This window comes from Pseudarthrobacter niigatensis (assembly GCF_030812615.1).
Lineage (GTDB): Bacteria > Actinomycetota > Actinomycetes > Actinomycetales > Micrococcaceae > Arthrobacter > Arthrobacter niigatensis.
Map to the genome: position 1 here is coordinate 68,630 of NZ_JAUSTB010000013.1, position 17,322 is coordinate 85,951.

A 17,322-nucleotide genomic window follows, 5' to 3' on the forward strand; every position below is an offset into this window, starting at 1 on the left:
GGCTGGCAAGTCAAGCGTCCGGCGCACGCTCCGCTTCCAGCCCGTACGCTGTATGGCGTGGAAATATCGCAGAGCAACCGGGCCGTCATCATCGGTGGCGGCCCCCGCGGCACCAGCGTGCTGGAGCGGCTGCTCGCCCACACCGCCGTCGCCCGCAGCCCGAAAGCGCCCCTGCACATCGACGTCGTGGATCCCTACCCGGCAGGCCCGGGACATGTGTGGCAGCCGGGACAATCCCGGCTGTTCCTCATGAATACCCAATCGTTCTATCCCACCCTGGTTCCCGAGGATCCGGCGCTTCCCGCACCTGTTGCCGGCACCACCTTCGACCAGTGGCGGGCCCGGCAGCAGCGGGATCCGCTGCCGTCCCTCACCGCGGAGGAACGGGCGGAGCTGGCGGTGTTGGGATCGAATGATTTTCCCAGCCGTGCCCTCTACGGCCGCTACCTCCGCTGTACCGTGGAGGAGCTCCTGGGCAAGGCATCCGACGGCGTCACGGTTGAATTCCACGAAACGGCCGCAACGTCGGTGCGTCCGGCCGGGGACGGAACGTTCGACGTCGGCCTGGCCACCGGAGCGGCCATCCGCGCCGGTTCCGTGGTGCTCGCCCTGGGGCATGTGCCGTCCCGGCTGAACCCCGAACAGCGGGAGCTGCAGGCGGCCGCCGGGCAATTGGGCCTGCAGTACTTTCCCCCGGCCGTTCCCGCGGATGTGGACTGGTCCCAAATCCCCGCCGGGGAACCGGTTCTGGTCCGCGGCATGGGCCTGAACTTCTTTGACACCATGGGCCAGCTCACCGAGGGACGCGGCGGCAAGTTCGTGCCCAACGGCAGCGGCCTGGTGTATGAACCGTCCGGCCAGGAACCCCGGATCATTGCGGCCTCGCGGCGCGGGACCCCGTACCGTGCCAAGGCGGCGCTGGACGGCTACTACGCCTCCTCCATAACGCTCCGGTACCTCACCGAGGCCGCCATCGAGAGGCTGGCGAAGGCTGGGATCCGCCCTTCGTTCGACCATGACCTGTGGCCGCTCCTGCACCGGGATGCCCTGTGGGCCTATTACTCAACGCTGGTGCGCTCGCAGCCCGGCGCGGTGCCCGACGCGCCCGCCTTCCTCGCTGCCCTGGAGGAAGCCCTGCAGCCGCACGCGCACAGCGCCGCGAACTGGGAGGACAGTGTTGAGAGCGTCCTGGCCGTCCACGTCGGCCCCCGCCACCGCCTGGACCTGCCGGGGCTCGCGGCCCCGCTGGCGGGGCGTTCCTTCGAGTCCCGCAGCGCGCATGATGCTGCCGTCGTGGAGTTCCTGCTTGACGATGCGCGCCGCTCAGCGCTGGGCGAGGACGACCCCGTCAAGATGGCCATCGGCGCGCTGCACCACGGGCGTGCCGTCCTGAAGACGGCGGTGGCCGACGGCGGCATCACCGATGCGTCATGGGTCGCCGGCCTGCGGGGCTGGTTTGAATCGTTTGTGGAGGGACTGGCCAGCGGACCGCCCGCACTGCGGTCCGAGCAGCTCGCGGCCCTGGCACGGGCGGGGGTGGTCAGCTTCGTGGGGCCGGACCCGAAATTCGGCGTGGACCGGAGATCGGCGCTGTTCACCGCTTCCTCGCCGTGGGTGGCGGGGCCGCCGGCCGCGGCCCGGACCCTGGTGGAGGCGCTGGCCCCCGGCAACCGGGTCTCGGCCAACGATTCACCGCTCCTGGCGCAGCTGCTGGCCGACGGGCTGGCGCGGCCCAAGCTCATGATGACTGCCGAAGGTGCCCCCATCGAGTCCACCGGCCTGGACGTGGAGCCGCACCCGTACCGCCCGGTGGCGGCCAACGGGTCGGTCACCGAGGGCCTCTTCGTGCTGGGGCTGCAGCTCTCCTCGGCCCAGTGGGGCACCGCCATCGCCGCAGAGGCTGTGCAGCCCGGCGGGCCTGCGTACCGCAGTGGCCAGCGCACGCTCCGTGACGCGGACGAGATTGCCGCCGCCATCCTTCGCAGGGCGTAATTCCCAGGTCTTAAAGGGCGATGCGCCATCACTTATGGCCGCTAAACCGTCGGAATAGGGACCACAAGTGATGGCGCATCCAGTGGTGTTAGCCCCGCAGGCAGGCGCGGTACGCGGCCATGGCCTGGCCGTAGTTCGCCTGGCCCTCAAGGTCCGCGGGCCGGGTGGGCTTGACCGGCGGGACGCAGACCGGCTGCGACGGAGTGTCCGCCGCAACCAGGACCGCAGTCCTGACCACCGTGCCGGATTCGACGGCGGTGAGCACCAGGGTGCCCGTCCCCGCTGCAGCGCCGGCCGGCACGGCAAGGTTCACGGCGGCGGCCCCGGCGGCGACCGGGACCGTACCCAGCGGGGTGACCTTTCCGGCGGCGTCGGTGAACGAAGCTTCCAGTGCCGTGTTCACCGGGCTGCCCAGCGACGTCAGGTCAAGCTTGGAGACCGTCAACGTGATGGGCTCTCCCGGCTTGACCCCGTCGGCAGTGGTGTTGGCGACAGCCACCGAACGCCGGGCGAAGTCGGGGGATACCGGGCTGCTCTTCTGGAGGTACCCGATCCAGGCATCCCGGTCCACCAGCCCGGAATCGCGGGTGTTGGTGCCCGCGGTGAAGATCCGGAAGTTGTCGCCACCGGTGGCCAGGAAGCTGAAGGTTCCCACCCGGTAGGACTTGGCCGGGTCCAGCAGGTCGCCGTTCACCCGCACGGACGTGATCCGGTCACCGGCCGGGCGGGCGGCGTCGTAGGTGTAGTTGACGTTCTTTGACAGGCCCAGCTGCAGGTAGGCCCGGCTGGGAACCGTGCCGTCGGCGTTGGTTTGCCACTGCTGTTCGAGCAGCGTCTTGAACTGCGCACCGGTCAGGGACGTGGTCCACAGGTTGTTCACGAACGGCAGGACCGCATTGGCCTCGGCGTAGGTGATGGTGCCGTCCGGTGCGTAGTACAGCTCGTTGCGCAGGCCGCCGGGATTGACGACGCCGATCTCCGCGCCGCCAAGCTCGGCCGGCTGCAGAGAAGAGAGCAGGGAGTCGGCCACCAGGTTGCCCAGGGTGGATTCGCTGCCGCGGTCATCGCGCTTGGCACCACCGGTGGCGTCGGTGGTGAACGCCGTGGTGATGTCCTTGGCGACCGAGCCGATGGGCTGGTTGCCTACCACAGAGGCGTCCGGGAGGGCCTTCTTGACGATCGCGTCCACGGCGGCCACGCGCGGGTAGGCGGCCACCAGCTCTGCTGCGGGGTCGGTGGTGCGCTTGACGTTTCCGGCCTTGTACCCGGTCACCTGCTTGGTGGCCGTGTCCACGGTCAGCTGGATCTGGCCCACGTTCTCACCGTAGTTGCCGGTCTGCACGATCGGCCGGCTCTTGCCCGCGGCGCCCGGCACCCGGGCGTCCCACGCGTACTCCTTGTGGGTGTGGCCGGTGAAGATCGCATCCACCTCGGGGGAGGTTTCGGTGACCAGCTTGGCGAAAGGCCCGCCGGCTGCCACTTCCTGTTCCAGCGTGGCGCCTTCCACCACCCCCGACCCGGCGCCGTCGTGGTCCTCAACGATGATGACGTCGGCAGCCTTCTCCGCCGTGATCCTGGCGGCCACCCTGTTGATGGCGTCCACCGGGTCGCCGAAGTCGAGGTCGGCGATGCCGGCGGGAGTCACCAGGGCGGGGACTTCCTGGGTGACGGTGCCGATTACTGCCACCTTGATGCCGTTCAGGTCCAGCACCGTGTACTCCGGCAGGACCGGTTCGGTGGTGCCCTTCTTGTAGACGTTCGCACCCAGGTAGGGGAACTTGGCGTTGGTGCCGCCGGCAGTGACGCGGTCGCGCAGGTCCGCCCAGCCGCCGTCGAACTCGTGGTTGCCCACGGCGGAAGCCTTCAGCTCCAAGGCGTTCAGGACGTCGATGGTGGGCTGGTCCTTGGCGACCGCAGACGCGAACAGCGAGGCGCCGATGTTGTCCCCGGCCGACAGGAAGGCCGTGGCACCCGGCGCGGCTGCGGCACGGAGCTTTTCGACGGTCCCGGCGACCTGGACGGTGTTGGAATCGATCCTGCCGTGGAAGTCGTTGATGTTCAGGAGGTTCAGGTCAACGGTGGCGGGGACTGCCGGGAGGTCCAGGCCCACCACCACGGGGTCGTGGTCGCTGGCGCGGAACTGGTCCGGTGCGTAGTAGTCGGTGACGTTGTTGTTGTAGCGGCTGTACTCCAGCGCCACGGATTCCACCGAGTTGATGTTCCAGATGTCCGCACCCGTGACCACGCCGTTGGCTGCCGGCGAGGCCAGGATGTGGTCCAGTGAGCCCACCAGGCCGCCGAAGAGGTAGGAGTACTTGGCCGTGCCGTCGGCATTCCTAGCCTTGTCGTCCTGGTTGACGTACCCCGCGCCGGTGAGGACGTTGATGGGGTCTTCCTTGCCGTACGAGTTGAAATCGCCGATCAGGAACACCTTGTCGGTGCCCTTGTCCTGCTGCAGGGAGTTGGAGAAAGCCAGCAGGGACTGCGCCTGGGCGGTGCGGGCGAGGTTTGAATTGCCCTGGCCCTTGTCGGTGTCGTCCGGAGTGGCAGCCGAGCCCTTGGATTTGAAGTGGTTCGCAATGGCGATGAACTTCTTGTCGTCAGGGGCGCCGACGGGCTTGAAAACCTGGGCCAGCGGCTTGCGGGCGCTGGCGAAGGCGACAGTGTCGTTGTGGATGATGGATTCGCCCACCGGCTCGGCGGCGGCCTTCTTGTAGATGAACGCTGTGCGGATCATGTCCTCGTCGGCCAGCGGGGGTGCATTCGCGGGGGTGCGGACGTAGTCCCAGATGCCCGGGGTGGGGATGTTAAGGGCCTCCACGAGCTTGGCCAGCGCGTCGTCCCTGTCCTTGCCGAACTGGGCGGAGTTCTCCACCTCCATCAGGGTGACGACGTCGGCGCCGGACTTGGAGATGGCGGCGACGATTTTGTCCTGCTGGCGTTTGAAGTTCCCGGCATTGGCGGCACCGCGGACGTTGCAGCCGCCGCTGACGGTGATGGGGTTGCCTGCGCGGTCGGTGTAGAACTTGCAGCCGGCGATCTGGTCACCGGTGGTGGGGAAGTAGTTCAGCACGTTGAAGGACGCGAGCTTCAGGTTGCCGCCCACGGCAGCGGGGGCCTCGGTGCGGGTGGCGCCGAAGCGGGCCGGCTGGACGGTGGCCTTGTTGGCCTCCGTCAGGTGGGTCAGCGGCTGGAACTTCCAGGAGTTGTTGGCGTAGCCCAGCACCACGTTGGTGGTGAAGCTGACGGGTGAGCCCACCCGGACCGGATCCGCGGTGGTGAGGTAGGGCAGCACTTCGGCCTTGGTGGTGGCGTCCTTGAGGAAGTTGGTGCTGGACCCGTCGTCGAGCTTGATGCCGCGGGCAGCGTTGTCCGCCACGACGGCGGCGTATTCTGCCGAGCCGTAGGGTGCCACGGCGGTTGGCTGTTCCAGCGCGGTGGTGCCGCCGGCCAGGCCGATCTCGCCGTACTGGTTCAGGCTGTAGTTGTCGCTGACGGTCATGGGGCCCTGGGGTGCCAGCAGCATGCCTTCCAGGGACTCGCGGAAGGCCTCGCCGGCCGGAAGCGTGAAGATGGTGGGCTTGACCTCGGGTGCGGCCTCGGACAGTTTGGTGAGGCCGGCAGCCGCCGTGACGTTCAGCTGGGTCATTCCGTAGTACTCGGCAACCGTGCCCGTGACCTGGACGTAGTCTCCGGCCTGCACCGATCCCACTGTGGCGGGCGAGTAGACGAAGATGCCGTCGGACGCGGCGTGGTTGGTGGCCGTGAGGTCACCGCCCGTGCCGGGGGTCTGGATGTAGTAGCCGTTGAGTCCGCCCGTGGGAAAGGCCGCGGTGACCTTGCCCTTGGTGGTGACGGCGGCTCCGGCCAGCGGGCTTTCGGCACCGGTGCCTTGGATCTCGGCGATAGTGCGGTTCACCGGGTCCGGGACCGGTGTGGGGTCCGGCGCGGTACCGCCGGAGGACGTCGGGGTGATGCCGGCGCTGAGCGTGAAGTCAGCGGCATTGCTGTTGCTGTCCGCGCCACCGGTCCGGTTCAGGCTCTTCACGTCGGTGTTGGAAGCGGGTGCCGCGGCGGCCTTGGCCTCATACGTGTTGGAGCTGCCGTAGCCCAGGAGATCGGCCACGCCCACGGGCTCCACCACAGACCCGGTGGGAAGTCCGACGGCGGTGGGCTGCTTGGCGAGCACAATGGTGCCTCCGCTGCCGCCGAAGTTGAGCGCCCCGGCCACGAGGTCCGGTGCGGGCAGGTCTGCGCCATTGGTGCCGTTGCTCCCGCCCTGCACCAGGTAGTAACCCTTGGCGGGAATGGACCCGGACAACGCGGCGACTCCGCTGGGAGCGGCCGTTCCGGTGGCGGAGCGGTACTGTACCGACCAGCCGTCCAGGGACATGGGCGCGTCCGAGCTGTTGTACAGTTCCACGAATTTGTTCTTGTACGCGGCGCCGCTGCTGCCGCCGCTCAGGTAGGCCTCGTTGATGACAACGGGGGATGTGCCGGCCGCGGCTGAGACCTCCGCGGCCGCCGGAACAGCAGCCAGCGGGGCTGCGATGAGCCCCGCTGACAATGCTGCGCCGAGCGCTGACTTCCAAGGTGTTTGATGCATCCGCTCTTACTTTCATTGAGGAGTACCGGGTGGGTGGTCCGGTGGGTGCGTCCATGGTTCATGGATCGGACTGGGCAGGATCGTGCCTGGCCTGGTGGTTGTCCAGGCACATGACAACAGCACTGAATGAACGCAAGGTTGCTGGCGCGTGCATTCGGTGGGGCGTTCCCCAGCGGAGCGCCCCACCGTCCGGTCCGGGCTTTTCCCCAAGCCCGTTCCGGAGATGCTGGTGGCGGGAGTGATGCCCGCCGACAACCCGGGGGTGTGCCGGCAGTCACAAACGATACCCGCCAGTAGCATCCGAATCCTGGTCCGGCAGGGGTTTGTCCAAAGAATTTACGTGCAGGCAACACGGAAGGGCCGCGGATCTTAAAGCAAAAACCCCTGGCGGCCGGTGCCGGCTGCCAGGGGTTCCCTTGCGGAAGGTAAGAGATTCGAACTCTTGGTACGGGGTTACCGCACACTGGTTTTCAAGACCAGCTCCTTCGGCCGCTCGGACAACCTTCCTCAGCTAGTAGTGTTTCATAGGCACTTGCCTGCAACAAAACAGGCCCGGGAAGCCCCCGGTGCACACTGGATGCAGCCAGGATTTGAGTCAGGAACGGGAGAGGTCCATGAAAGCCGTCTTTATATCTGAACCGGGCGGCCCGGAAGTGCTGGAAGTTCGGGACGTGGACGCCCCGGTTCCCGGCCAGGGCGAAGTGCTGATCGACGTGGTGGCAGCGGGGCTGAACCGGGCCGACGTCCAGCAACGCCGGGGGTTCTACCCGCCCCCGCCCGGCGCCTCCGAGGTCCCGGGGCTGGAAGTGTCAGGCCGGATCGCCGGCTTTGGACCCGGCGTCAGCAGGCCGTTCTCGCTGGGGGACAAGGTAGTGGCCCTGCTGGCAGGGGGTGGTTACGCGCAGCAGGTGGCAGTCCCGGCCGAGCAGGTGCTGCGCGTCCCCGAGGGCGTTGACCTCGTTACGGCCGCGTCGCTGCCGGAAGTGGCGGCAACGGTCTACTCGAACCTCATTATGACGGCGCAGCTGCAGCCGGGCGAGACAGTCCTGATCCACGGGGCCACGGGCGGGATCGGCACCATGGCCATCCAGCTGGCCAAGGCGTTCGGGGCCAAGGTGGCCACCACGGCCGGAACTGATGAGAAAGTCAGCACCGCCAAAGCCTTCCTGGGCGCGGACATTGCCATCAACTACAAAGAGGAAGACTTTCCGGAGAGCCTTCGGCGGCAGAACTGCGGCAAGGGGGCGGACGTCATCCTCGACGTGGTGGGAGCAAAATACCTCCCGCAGAACGTGGATGCCCTGGCCGACTATGGGCGCCTGGTGGTGATCGGCCTGCAAGGTGGCACCAAGGGCGAGCTGGACCTTGGGCTGCTGTTGAAGAAGCGGGCGGCCGTGGTGGCCACCGCGCTTCGGCCCAGGCCCGTGGCGGAAAAGGGTGCCATCATGACCGCCGTCCGCGACGCCGTGTGGCCGCTGGTGGCCGATGGCAGGATCCGCCCTTTGGTTGCCAAGACTTTCCCGCTGGACCAGGTCGGTGCCGCCCACCGCTACTTCGACAGCGGCGACCATGTGGGCAAGGTCCTCCTGGTCCTCTAAGGAATACATACCCGGTATTGCGCGAGAGGGTGATCCGGCTTAGGGTTGGTATACGCGGTATGCACGGGTCTTGGGGGCCTGTGCATGCCGGCAATGACTAAGCCCGGGGGAGCACCATGTCGATACGCCACAGCCTCCTCGCCCTGCTGCAGGACCAGCCGCGTTACGGCTATCAGCTGCGGGTCGAGTTCGAGAACCGCACCGGAGCCACCTGGCCCCTGAACATCGGGCAGGTGTACACCACCCTGGACCGGCTGGAACGCGATGCCCTGGTGGCCAAGGAGGGCGACGACGGTGAGGGCCATGTGGTGTACAGCATCACCCCTGCCGGCAAGGCGGAGGTGCGGAGCTGGTTCGCCGCCCCCGTGGAGCGGAACAACCCGCCCCGCAACGAGCTCGCCATCAAGCTGGCGCTCGCCGTCACCCTGCCCGGGGTTGATGTGCAGGCCATCATCCAGGCCCAGCGCGTAGCGTCCATCAGGGCCCTGCAGGACTACACCAAGGCCCGGCGCGACACCGCAGCGAACCAGAAGGCTACGGATACCGCCTGGCTCCTGGTGCTGGACTCGCTGATCTTCCAGACCGAAGCGGAAGTCCGCTGGCTGGACCTCTGCGAAGCCAGGATGGTCCAGCAGGCGCAGGCCGCCGCTGCGGGACCGGCCCGGAAGACGTCCAACGGGGCCACGGAAGATGCCCCGCTCAATGCGGACAGCCGCCGATGAGCGTGCCGGGGCCGCAGCAGGTCCTTGAACTCGCCAAGGTCGGCAGGACCTTCGGGGAAGGGGCGACGGCGGTCGCAGCCCTCCGCGGCGTGGACCTCACCATCTGCGCGGGGGAGTTCGTCGCGGTCATGGGTCCGTCCGGCTCAGGAAAGTCCTCCCTGCTTGCCGTTGCCGGCGGACTGGACCGGCCGACGTCGGGCGCTGTCTTCGTCGAGTCCACGCCCCTGGCCGGGCTGAACCTGAACGAACTGGCCCGCCTGCGCCGCCGGGCCGTTGGCTATGTGTTCCAGGACTTCAACCTGGTCCCCACGCTGACTGCCGCGGAAAACGTGGCGCTGCCTCTGGAACTGGACGGAACATCGGCCCGCAAGGCGCACCGGCAGGCAGCCGATGCGCTCCGGCAGGTAGGCATCCCGGAGTTTGCGGACCGCTTCATGGACCAGATGTCCGGCGGCCAGCAGCAGCGTGTGGCCATCGCCCGTGCGATCGTGGGCAAGCGGCGGCTGATCCTGGCCGACGAGCCCACCGGTGCGCTGGATTCGACAACGGGCCAGGGGGTCATGGAGGTGCTGCGTGCCAGGGCTGACGCCGGAGCCGCCGTCATGCTCGTCACCCACGAGCCCAGGCACGCCGCCTGGGCGGACCGGGTGGTTTTCCTGCGCGACGGACGCATCATTGACCAGGCGGCAGCCATGCACGACCCCACGATGCTCCTTACCCAGGCCGGACTCTGATGCCGCTTGACCTGGCTCCCGCGCCGCAGGGGCGCCGGAGCGGCCGCCGGGTTGCGTTGCGGCTGGCCCGCCGCGACATCGCCCGCCATAAGGGGCGCTCGCTCCTGATCGTCCTGCTGATCATGCTGCCGGTGGCCGGCATGACCGGCGCCGCCACCCTCTACCAGAGCTCACAGCGCACGCCCGGGGAGATTGTCCGGTACGAACTGGGCAACTCCCAGGCCAGGTTCAGTGTCCTGGCGGTTCCCAGCGCGGACTCCCTGCAGGATCCGCTCAATGATGGTGTCATCGCTTCCAGCTCCGGCCGCTACGACCCGGATTTCGAGCGGACAGACCCGGCCGACGCCCTCCCGGCGGGCTACGAAGTCCTTCCGCAGCGGACGCTCACGCTGACCACCGGCGTGGGCGCGGCCCTTGTTTCCTTGCAGGGCCGCGAGGTTGACGCGCTGAATCCGGCGTTTGACGGCAAGTACAGCCTGCTGGCCGGCCGCGCACCGCGGGTCGGGACGGAGGTGCTGGTTTCGCCGGGGTTGATGTCGCGGTTCCACCTCGCCTTCGGCCAGGAATTTACGACGTCGGCAGGAACCTTCGTCCCGGTGGGCACCATCCGTGACGCTTCCGTCGCGGACAGCAACAGCATCCTGTACCTCAAGGCCGGCCAGGCGCCCGGGGACCTTGCGGCGGGCCCCTCGACCCGCCAGTCTGTGTCCTACTACCTGGTGGGCCCCGAACCGGTCACCTGGCAACAGGTCAGGGAGGCCAACAGCGAAGGCGTGGGCGTGCTGTCCCGCAGCGTGGTGCTGGACCCGCCGTCCGCCGACCAGCGCACGGTTCCAGGTTCCCTGCTGCACGACAACTCCCCGGTGCTGGTGACCGTCTATGCCACTTTCGGCCTGGTCGGTGCGCTCGCACTGCTCGAGGTGGGCCTGCTGGCCGGAGCCGCGTTCGCCGTCGGCGCCAAGCGCCAGGTACGTGAGCTGGCACTGCTGGCATCCGCCGGAGCGGACACTTCCACCATCGGAGCCGTCGTCACTGCCGGTGGACTGTGGCTTGGCAGCCTGGCCGTGGCCGGGGGCGCCGCAGTGGGGCTGGGGGCCGCTGCCGTCGTCGTCCACGTGGTCCGTTCCACCGGTTCCGCCCGGCTGGCCGGCCTGCACCCGGACCTCCTCCTGACCGCCCTGGCCATGGCGATGGGCTTGGGCGCCTGCGTCCTGGCTGCATTGGTCCCGGCGCGCCAGGTGTCAAGGCAGGCCGTGCTGGGTGCGCTCAAATCCGGGCGGGCGCCGGCGCCGACGGGGCGCCGCACCACCGTGGCCGGCGTCGTCGCGCTGGCAGTTGCCGCAGGGCTGCTTGGGGCCGGCTGGCTTCTCAGCGGTTCCACGACCGATCCCGACCAGCGGGCGGAGCAACTGCCGGTGGTGGCCACCCTGCTGATCGCCGGGGCAGTGGCCGCAGTTGCGGGCCTGGTAATGCTGACCGGATGGCTGATCCTCCGGCTGACGTCCCGTACGCGCTGGCTTTCCCTCTCCCTCCGGATGGCGGCGCGGGACTCTGCGCGGAACCGTGGCCGGAGCGTCCCCGCCGTCGCCGCCGTACTCGCGGCGGCCACCCTGGCAAGCGCCGCCCTGGTGCTGTCAGCCAGCCAGCAGGCCGGGCTGCGGGACGCGCATTACTGGGGCGCCCTGGAGAACCAGGCGTACCTTCCTCTTACGGTGGACCAGCCCCTCGCAGCCGATGGCAGCATGCGGCCACGCATGCACATTGACGCCGGCGCGCTCTCCGCCGCGGTGGATGGTGCCATCGGGACTGTCCAATCGACCCGGCTCATCACCGCCCCCGCAAGCCTGCGGAACTGCCCCGAGGGCCCCGCAGATCCAGGCCTGCCGGCACTGACGGACACCTCGAATTGCCTGGTGTTTTCGCTTGCCAGGCCGCAGGCCAATACGTGCCCGACCACACCCATGGGACGGGTAGTGGACCCTGGGGACTGGCGGTGCCGCGGGTCCATGGTCAACGAACAGCCCTCCAGCCGGGCCATCCTGGTCGGCGGGGTGGACGACGTCCGCGCAGCACTGGGCCGCGATCCATCTGCGGAGTCCCTGGCGGTGCTGGACGCCGGTGGAATGATAGTGACCAACCCCGTCTTCGTCCGTGACGGAACAGTCCTGCTGGAGGGGAAAGATGTACGGACCCACGGTCCGGCGCCGTCCGGGCCCGGCACGGTGCCCTCGACGGTGAGGAGCACTTCCCTGGCCGCAACGGTACTCGAGCCTTCTGTCCCGGTCCCATACTTTGGTGTTGTCTCGCCGGAAACCGCCGCACGCCTGGAGCTCCACGCTGAACCCGCCGGGCTGCTGGTTCAGCTGGCGAAGTATCCGTCGGAGGCGGAGGCTGATGCAGCCTCCGCTGCCATCGCGGCCGTCTACCGGCAGCCTGGCATGGACTTCCGGGCCGAGCCTGGCATTTCCCAGGGCAGCCAGTGGATGACGTGGTCCATTGTGGCCGCCGCCGCGCTCATCACGTTCAGCGCAGCGGGCATCACCACCGGTCTCTCCCTGGCCGATGCCCGCACCGACCACGCCACGCTTGCCGGCGTGGGAGCCTCGCCGCGGCTGCGCAAGGCCCTGGCAGGATCGCAGGCCCTTTTCACCAGCGGCGTGGGCGCCCTGCTGGGGGTGCTGGCAGGGGTGGTGCCCGCCTTCCTGCTCGTCATGTCGTCGGACATGCGGACAGCAGTCGACGTTCCCTGGCTGCACCTCCTGGCCCTCGTAATGGCCGTGCCGGTGACGGGCGCAGTGCTTGCCTGGACCTTTACCCCTTCCGGGCTGCCCTTGTCCCGGCGCAGCGTGGCCTAGCCTGGGGCTTTCGACCCTCATTCGTCGCCGCGGCGCCGCCGCTCACCGCACAGCCGGGCGCCGCGCCGCCGTCGGCCGCGGAAGCTGGGGACCCGCGTTGGTAGGGTGCCCAGTAGGAAAAGTGGGATAACTCTCAAGGAGGAGACATGGCCGGAGCGCCTGACCAACGGAACAACGGATCCCGGGCGGAGGGCGGACTGGCTACGGACCCGGATCTTCCCCCGCCCGCCGTCGACCAGGCACGGCTCGACGCCGAGGACCGGAAATGGACCCCGGCGAAGATCGCGCTCTGGGCCGCGATTGCCCTGCTGGGCGGCGTTGCCTGGTTCATGCTGGCCATTGTGCGCGGCGAGACCGTCAACGCCATCTGGTTCGTCTTCGCCTCCGTGTGCACCTACCTGATCGGCTACCGCTTCTACTCCAAGGTGATCGAACGCTACATCACCAAGCCTGACGACCGGCGTGCCACCCCGGCCGAGTACAAGGCCGACGGCAAGGACTATGTCCGCACCGACCGGAACGTGCTCTTCGGCCACCACTTCGCCGCCATCGCAGGCGCCGGCCCGCTGGTGGGCCCGGTCATCGCCGCCCAGATGGGCTACCTTCCCGGCACCATCTGGATCATCGTGGGCGTGGTCCTCGCCGGCGCCGTCCAGGACTACCTGGTGATGTTCTTCTCCATGCGCCGCGGCGGCCGCTCCCTGGGCCAGATGGCCCGTGAGGAACTCGGCGTGATCGGTGGCACGGCAGCGCTCATTGCCACCTTGCTCATCATGGTGATCATCGTGGCCATCCTGGCCCTCGTCGTCGTCAACGCCCTGGGTGAAAGCCCGTGGGGCGTGTTCTCGGTGGGCATGACCATCCCCATCGCCCTCTTCATGGGCGTCTACCTCCGCTACCTGCGGCCCGGCAAAGTCATGGAAGTCTCCATCATCGGCTTCGTCCTGCTGATGGCCGCCATCATCGGCGGCGGCCTGGTGGCCCAGACCGGATGGGGCGCAGCCGTGTTCCACCTGGACAAGGTGACCATCGCCTGGGGCCTGATCATCTACGGTTTCATTGCCGCCATCCTGCCGGTGTGGCTGCTGCTCGCCCCGCGCGACTACCTCTCCACGTTCATGAAGATCGGCGTGATCGTGATGCTGGCGCTGGCCATCATCGTGGTCCGGCCCGAGGTCACCGTTCCCGCGTTCAGCGAATTCGCCAGCCGGGAAAACGGCCCCGTATTCTCCGGCGCCCTGTTCCCCTTCCTGTTCGTCACCATCGCCTGCGGCGCACTCTCCGGCTTCCACGCCCTCATCTCATCCGGTACCACCCCCAAACTGGTGGAGAAGGAACGGCAGACCCGGTACATCGGCTACGGCGGCATGCTGATGGAATCCTTCGTGGCCATCATGGCCCTGGTGGCCGCCATCTCGATCGACCGCGGACTCTACTTCGCCATGAACGCCCCCGCCGCACTGACCGGCGGCACCGTCGAAACCGCAGCCACCTGGGTCAACAGCCTTGGCCTGGCCGGAGTGAACATCAGCCCGGACCTGCTGTCCGAGACGGCGCGGAACGTTGGCGAACAAAGCATCGTGTCCCGTACCGGCGGCGCTCCCACCCTGGCGGTGGGCCTGGCGCACATCATGCACCAGTTCGTGGGCGGGACCGCCCTCATGGGCTTCTGGTACCACTTCGCCATTATGTTCGAGGCGCTCTTCATCCTCACTGCCGTCGATGCCGGCACCCGTGTTGCCCGCTTCATGCTGCAGGACTCCATCGGCAACTTCGTCCCCAAGTTCAAGGAGGCCTCCTGGCGTCCCGGAGCCTGGCTCTGCACCGCCATCATGGTGGCAGCCTGGGGCGCAGTGCTGCTCATGGGTGTCACCGACCCGCTGGGCGGCATCAACACCCTGTTCCCCCTGTTCGGAATCGCCAACCAGTTGCTCGCCGCTATCGCGCTGGCCGTGGTCCTGGCAATCGTTGCCAAACGGGGAACCTTTAAGTACCTGTGGATCGTGGCCCTGCCGCTGGCCTTCGCAGCCGTGGTGACCATCACCGCGAGCTACCAGAAGATCTTCTCCTCCACCCCTGCCGTGGGCTACTTCGCCAACAACGCGGCCTTCAGCAAGGCGCTGGCCGACGGCAAGAAGGAATTCGGCACCGCGAAGACGGTGGCCGCGATGGAAGCCGTGGTCCGCAACACCGTCATCCAGGGCTGGCTGTCCGTGATCTTCGTGGTGCTCAGCATCATCGTGATCGCCACCGCGCTCCTCGCCACGGCCAAGGCGTTCCGGGACCGGTCGGCAGGAGCGGCCATCACCGACAACGAGGACCCGGCTGTTCCGTCGCGCGTCTTTGCGCCGGCCGGGCTGGCACCAACCACGGCCGAACGTGAACTGGCTGCCGAATGGGAGAAGGTGCCCGCCGAGGCCCGGCTCGAACGGACCGGGCACTGATGAGCGCCGGGATCGCCCTGGTCGCCAACGGGTTCCGCGGGTTTGCCCGCTACCTGGGCGGCGTCATGGGCGCGGACGCCTACGCCAAGTACCTGGAACACCACCGGGCTGCCGGGCATGCCGAAGCGCCCCTGACAGAGCGGGAGTTCTGGCGGGACCGCACAGACCGCCAGGACAGCAACCCCCAAGGCCGGTGCTGCTGATTGAGCCCGCAGCGGACAAGCGCGCCACAGGCCTTCACAGGTGGACCGTGGCCGGACGGGCCGTGAGAGTATGAACGCATGAGCGATCCCAATGACACTCAGGCAGCTGAGGACCTTCCGGTAGAGGGTACTCCCGTGGACGACACGGAGGACCCCGTTCAGGTTCCCTCCGGGACGGACGGAAGGCCCAGGGGGAGCAGCCTGCAGGATCTGGTGGACGAGCCTGCCAAGGTGATGCGGATCGGCACCATGATCCGGCAGCTGCTTGAAGAGGTGAAGTCTGCCCCACTGGACGATGCCGCACGCGGCAGGCTGGCTGCCATCCACGCCCGCTCCATCAAGGAGCTGGAGGACGGCCTTGCGCCCGAGCTCGTGGCAGAACTGGACAGGATCAACCTGCCGTTCTCCGGTGACGCCACACCATCGGACGCGGAGCTTCGGATTGCCCAGGCCCAGCTGGTGGGCTGGCTTGAGGGCCTGTTCCATGGGATCCAGACGGCCATCGCCGCCCAGAACGCGGCCCGGGAACACGCAGCCGCGCAGCTGCAGCTGCGCCAACTGCCGCCGGGCACCATGATTGCGCCCGGCGTGGTGATCGGTGAAAACGGCGAGCCCCAGCGTGCCCCGGCCGGCGCCCGGCCCGGGCAACAGGGCCGGCCTGGTCAGCGTGAGGACCCGGACCACGGCCCGGGCCAGTACTTGTAGGATCCGCTTGGGCTTTTTCAGCGCCGCCAGGCAGGGGCGCAAGGACGACGTGGAGCTGGGAAAGGGTTTGTGGCGCCGCGCGCACGACCGTTTCCACCGGGGACTGGACCGCTTCCACCAAGTGCTCGAGGGCGTGGAGGATGACCAGCTGTACGGCGAGCTGCTGGAGATCGCCAACCAGTTGGCTGCTTTGCTGCCGCGCGTCCGGGCAGTCTGCATGGAAGCGCAGCGGCGCGCCCCAAGCGACGGCCTGGACATTCCCGCAGCACTGTCGAATGTCCACAGATCCCTGTCCAAGGCAGGAAATTCACTGGCAACCACAGCGGAGGCTGCAGCAATGCTGCGGCTCGCCGTGGGGCCGGTGCCGGTTGGCGCCGCGTCCGTCCACCGCCGCGCCGAGGCCGTCTTCCAGCAGGTGGACGACGCCGAGAGGCAGCTTCACTCGGAATAGGCCGGGCGGGTGCGCAGGAATATTCCCGATTTGGAAGCCTACTTTCCAGTTAAGCGCCTGGCTGACAGACCCGGATTCCGCCGCGTTGGGCTCCCCGGGTTTGGCAGGATAAAACCATGACTCTTTCACCTACCTTGACTTTCAACGACGGCAACACGATCCCCCAGCTCGGCTACGGTGTGTGGCAGGTTGAGGACGACGTGGCTGAAAAGGTTGTCCGGCAGGCGTTCGAAGCCGGCTTCCGCCACATCGACACCGCCAAGATCTACGGGAACGAGGCCGGCGTGGGCCGTGCCATCGCCAGCTCCGGACTCTCGCCCGAGCAGATCTTCATCACCACCAAGCTGTGGAACGCAGACCAGGGCTACGAGTCGACGCTCGCCGCGTTCGAGGAATCCATGGACCGGCTTGGGCTGGAAACGCTGGACCTCTACCTCATCCACTGGATGCAGCCCAAGCAGGACAAGTACGTTGACACCTGGAAAGCCCTGATTGAGCTGCAGAAGCGCGGACGGGTCAAGTCCATCGGCGTCTCAAACTTCACGGTTGAGGGCCTGCAGCGCATTATCGACGAAACGGGCGTGGTTCCGGCCATCCACCAGATTGAGCTGCACCCCTACTTCAGCCAGCTCGAACTGCGTGAGTTTGGTGCTTCCAAGGGCATCCTGACCCAGGCATGGTCCCCGCTGGGGCAGGGCGGCGAGCTGCTCAAGGACCAGGCCATCGCGTCCATCGCTGCCAAGCACCAGGCAACCCCTGCCCAGGTGGTCATCGCCTGGCACCTCGCGATCGGCAACGTGGTGATTCCCAAGTCCGTGACCGAGTCGCGCATCAAGGAGAACTTCGCAGCACTGGAGGTCTCCCTGGACGCCGAGGACATTGAAGCCATCAACAACCTTGACCGGACCGCGCGCGGCGAAGGCCGCATCGGAGCCGACCCGGCGGTTTCCGACTTCGCGTAGTCCCCAAGGCAGCGGTTCCCCGGCACCAGTTGCCGGTGGCCGGCCACGAA

11 protein-coding genes and 1 tRNA gene are annotated in these 17,322 nt (G+C 67.9%); 10 read left to right on the forward strand and 2 right to left on the reverse strand.

Annotation, left to right across the window (positions count from 1 at the left end; all coding sequences use genetic code 11):
* The first annotated feature begins 57 nt into the window (after positions 1–57).
* Positions 58–1,992, forward strand: coding sequence for an FAD/NAD(P)-binding protein (locus J2T23_RS16725; RefSeq protein ID WP_307361813.1), 1,935 nt, complete (start codon positions 58–60; stop codon positions 1,990–1,992).
* 88 nt (positions 1,993–2,080) lie between these two features.
* On the opposite strand, the gene J2T23_RS16730 is transcribed toward J2T23_RS16725, so the two are convergent.
* Both J2T23_RS16730 and J2T23_RS16735 read right to left on the reverse strand, forming a co-directional pair.
* The gene (locus J2T23_RS16730) at positions 2,081–6,598 is read right to left on the reverse strand and encodes an ExeM/NucH family extracellular endonuclease (protein WP_307361816.1); all 4,518 of its coding nucleotides are present in this window, start codon (positions 6,596–6,598) and stop codon (positions 2,081–2,083) included.
* A 419-nt stretch (positions 6,599–7,017) separates the two neighbouring features.
* Positions 7,018–7,105: transfer RNA gene (locus J2T23_RS16735), tRNA-Ser, on the reverse strand.
* Positions 7,106–7,212: 107 nt separating this feature from the next.
* Between J2T23_RS16735 and J2T23_RS16740 the strand changes: the two genes are divergently transcribed.
* From J2T23_RS16740 to J2T23_RS16780, 9 genes are all read left to right on the forward strand, one after another.
* On the forward strand, positions 7,213–8,196 hold the full coding sequence (locus tag J2T23_RS16740; protein WP_307361820.1) for an NAD(P)H-quinone oxidoreductase: 984 nt from the start codon (positions 7,213–7,215) through the stop codon (positions 8,194–8,196).
* Positions 8,197–8,312: 116 nt separating this feature from the next.
* Positions 8,313–8,918, forward strand: coding sequence for a PadR family transcriptional regulator (locus J2T23_RS16745; protein WP_307361822.1), 606 nt, complete (start codon positions 8,313–8,315; stop codon positions 8,916–8,918).
* Positions 8,915–9,652 (forward strand): ABC transporter ATP-binding protein, encoded by a 738-nt coding sequence (locus tag J2T23_RS16750; RefSeq protein WP_307361825.1) that lies wholly within the window; start codon positions 8,915–8,917, stop codon positions 9,650–9,652. Before J2T23_RS16745 ends, J2T23_RS16750 begins: the two co-directional genes overlap by 4 nt.
* Complete coding sequence (locus J2T23_RS16755; protein ID WP_307361828.1) at positions 9,652–12,507, forward strand: permease-like cell division protein FtsX; 2,856 nt, start codon at positions 9,652–9,654, stop codon at positions 12,505–12,507. Before J2T23_RS16750 ends, J2T23_RS16755 begins: the two co-directional genes overlap by 1 nt.
* A 146-nt stretch (positions 12,508–12,653) precedes the next feature.
* On the forward strand, positions 12,654–14,951 hold the full coding sequence (locus J2T23_RS16760; RefSeq protein ID WP_307361830.1) for a carbon starvation CstA family protein: 2,298 nt from the start codon (positions 12,654–12,656) through the stop codon (positions 14,949–14,951).
* Positions 14,951–15,154 carry a YbdD/YjiX family protein gene (locus J2T23_RS16765; protein WP_141158108.1) on the forward strand — a complete coding sequence of 68 codons (204 nt, stop codon included), beginning with the start codon at positions 14,951–14,953 and terminating at the stop codon, positions 15,152–15,154. Before J2T23_RS16760 ends, J2T23_RS16765 begins: the two co-directional genes overlap by 1 nt.
* 78 nt (positions 15,155–15,232) lie before the next feature.
* Complete coding sequence (locus J2T23_RS16770; RefSeq protein WP_141158107.1) at positions 15,233–15,859, forward strand: bacterial proteasome activator family protein; 627 nt, start codon at positions 15,233–15,235, stop codon at positions 15,857–15,859.
* Positions 15,860–15,866: 7 nt separating this feature from the next.
* The gene (locus J2T23_RS16775) at positions 15,867–16,310 is read left to right on the forward strand and encodes a hypothetical protein (RefSeq protein ID WP_141158106.1); all 444 of its coding nucleotides are present in this window, start codon (positions 15,867–15,869) and stop codon (positions 16,308–16,310) included.
* A gap of 116 nt (positions 16,311–16,426) precedes the next feature.
* Positions 16,427–17,272 carry an aldo/keto reductase gene (locus J2T23_RS16780; RefSeq protein ID WP_141158105.1) on the forward strand — a complete coding sequence of 282 codons (846 nt, stop codon included), beginning with the start codon at positions 16,427–16,429 and terminating at the stop codon, positions 17,270–17,272.
* Positions 17,273–17,322: the final 50 nt, after the last annotated feature.

Bases quoted from the DNA above. Each gene is read 5' to 3' on its own strand.
- J2T23_RS16750 (WP_307361825.1), top strand. From the start codon at position 8,915: ATGAGCGTGCCGGGGCCGCAGCAGGTCCTTGAACTCGCCAAGGTCGGC.
- J2T23_RS16765 (WP_141158108.1), top strand. From the start codon at position 14,951: ATGAGCGCCGGGATCGCCCTGGTCGCCAACGGGTTCCGCGGGTTTGCC.
- J2T23_RS16770 (WP_141158107.1), top strand. From the start codon at position 15,233: ATGAGCGATCCCAATGACACTCAGGCAGCTGAGGACCTTCCGGTAGAG.
- J2T23_RS16755 (WP_307361828.1), top strand. From the start codon at position 9,652: ATGCCGCTTGACCTGGCTCCCGCGCCGCAGGGGCGCCGGAGCGGCCGC.
- J2T23_RS16760 (WP_307361830.1), top strand. From the start codon at position 12,654: ATGGCCGGAGCGCCTGACCAACGGAACAACGGATCCCGGGCGGAGGGC.
- J2T23_RS16780 (WP_141158105.1), top strand. From the start codon at position 16,427: ATGACTCTTTCACCTACCTTGACTTTCAACGACGGCAACACGATCCCC.
- J2T23_RS16745 (WP_307361822.1), top strand. From the start codon at position 8,313: ATGTCGATACGCCACAGCCTCCTCGCCCTGCTGCAGGACCAGCCGCGT.
- J2T23_RS16730 (WP_307361816.1), bottom strand. From the start codon at position 6,598: ATGCATCAAACACCTTGGAAGTCAGCGCTCGGCGCAGCATTGTCAGCG.
- J2T23_RS16740 (WP_307361820.1), top strand. From the start codon at position 7,213: ATGAAAGCCGTCTTTATATCTGAACCGGGCGGCCCGGAAGTGCTGGAA.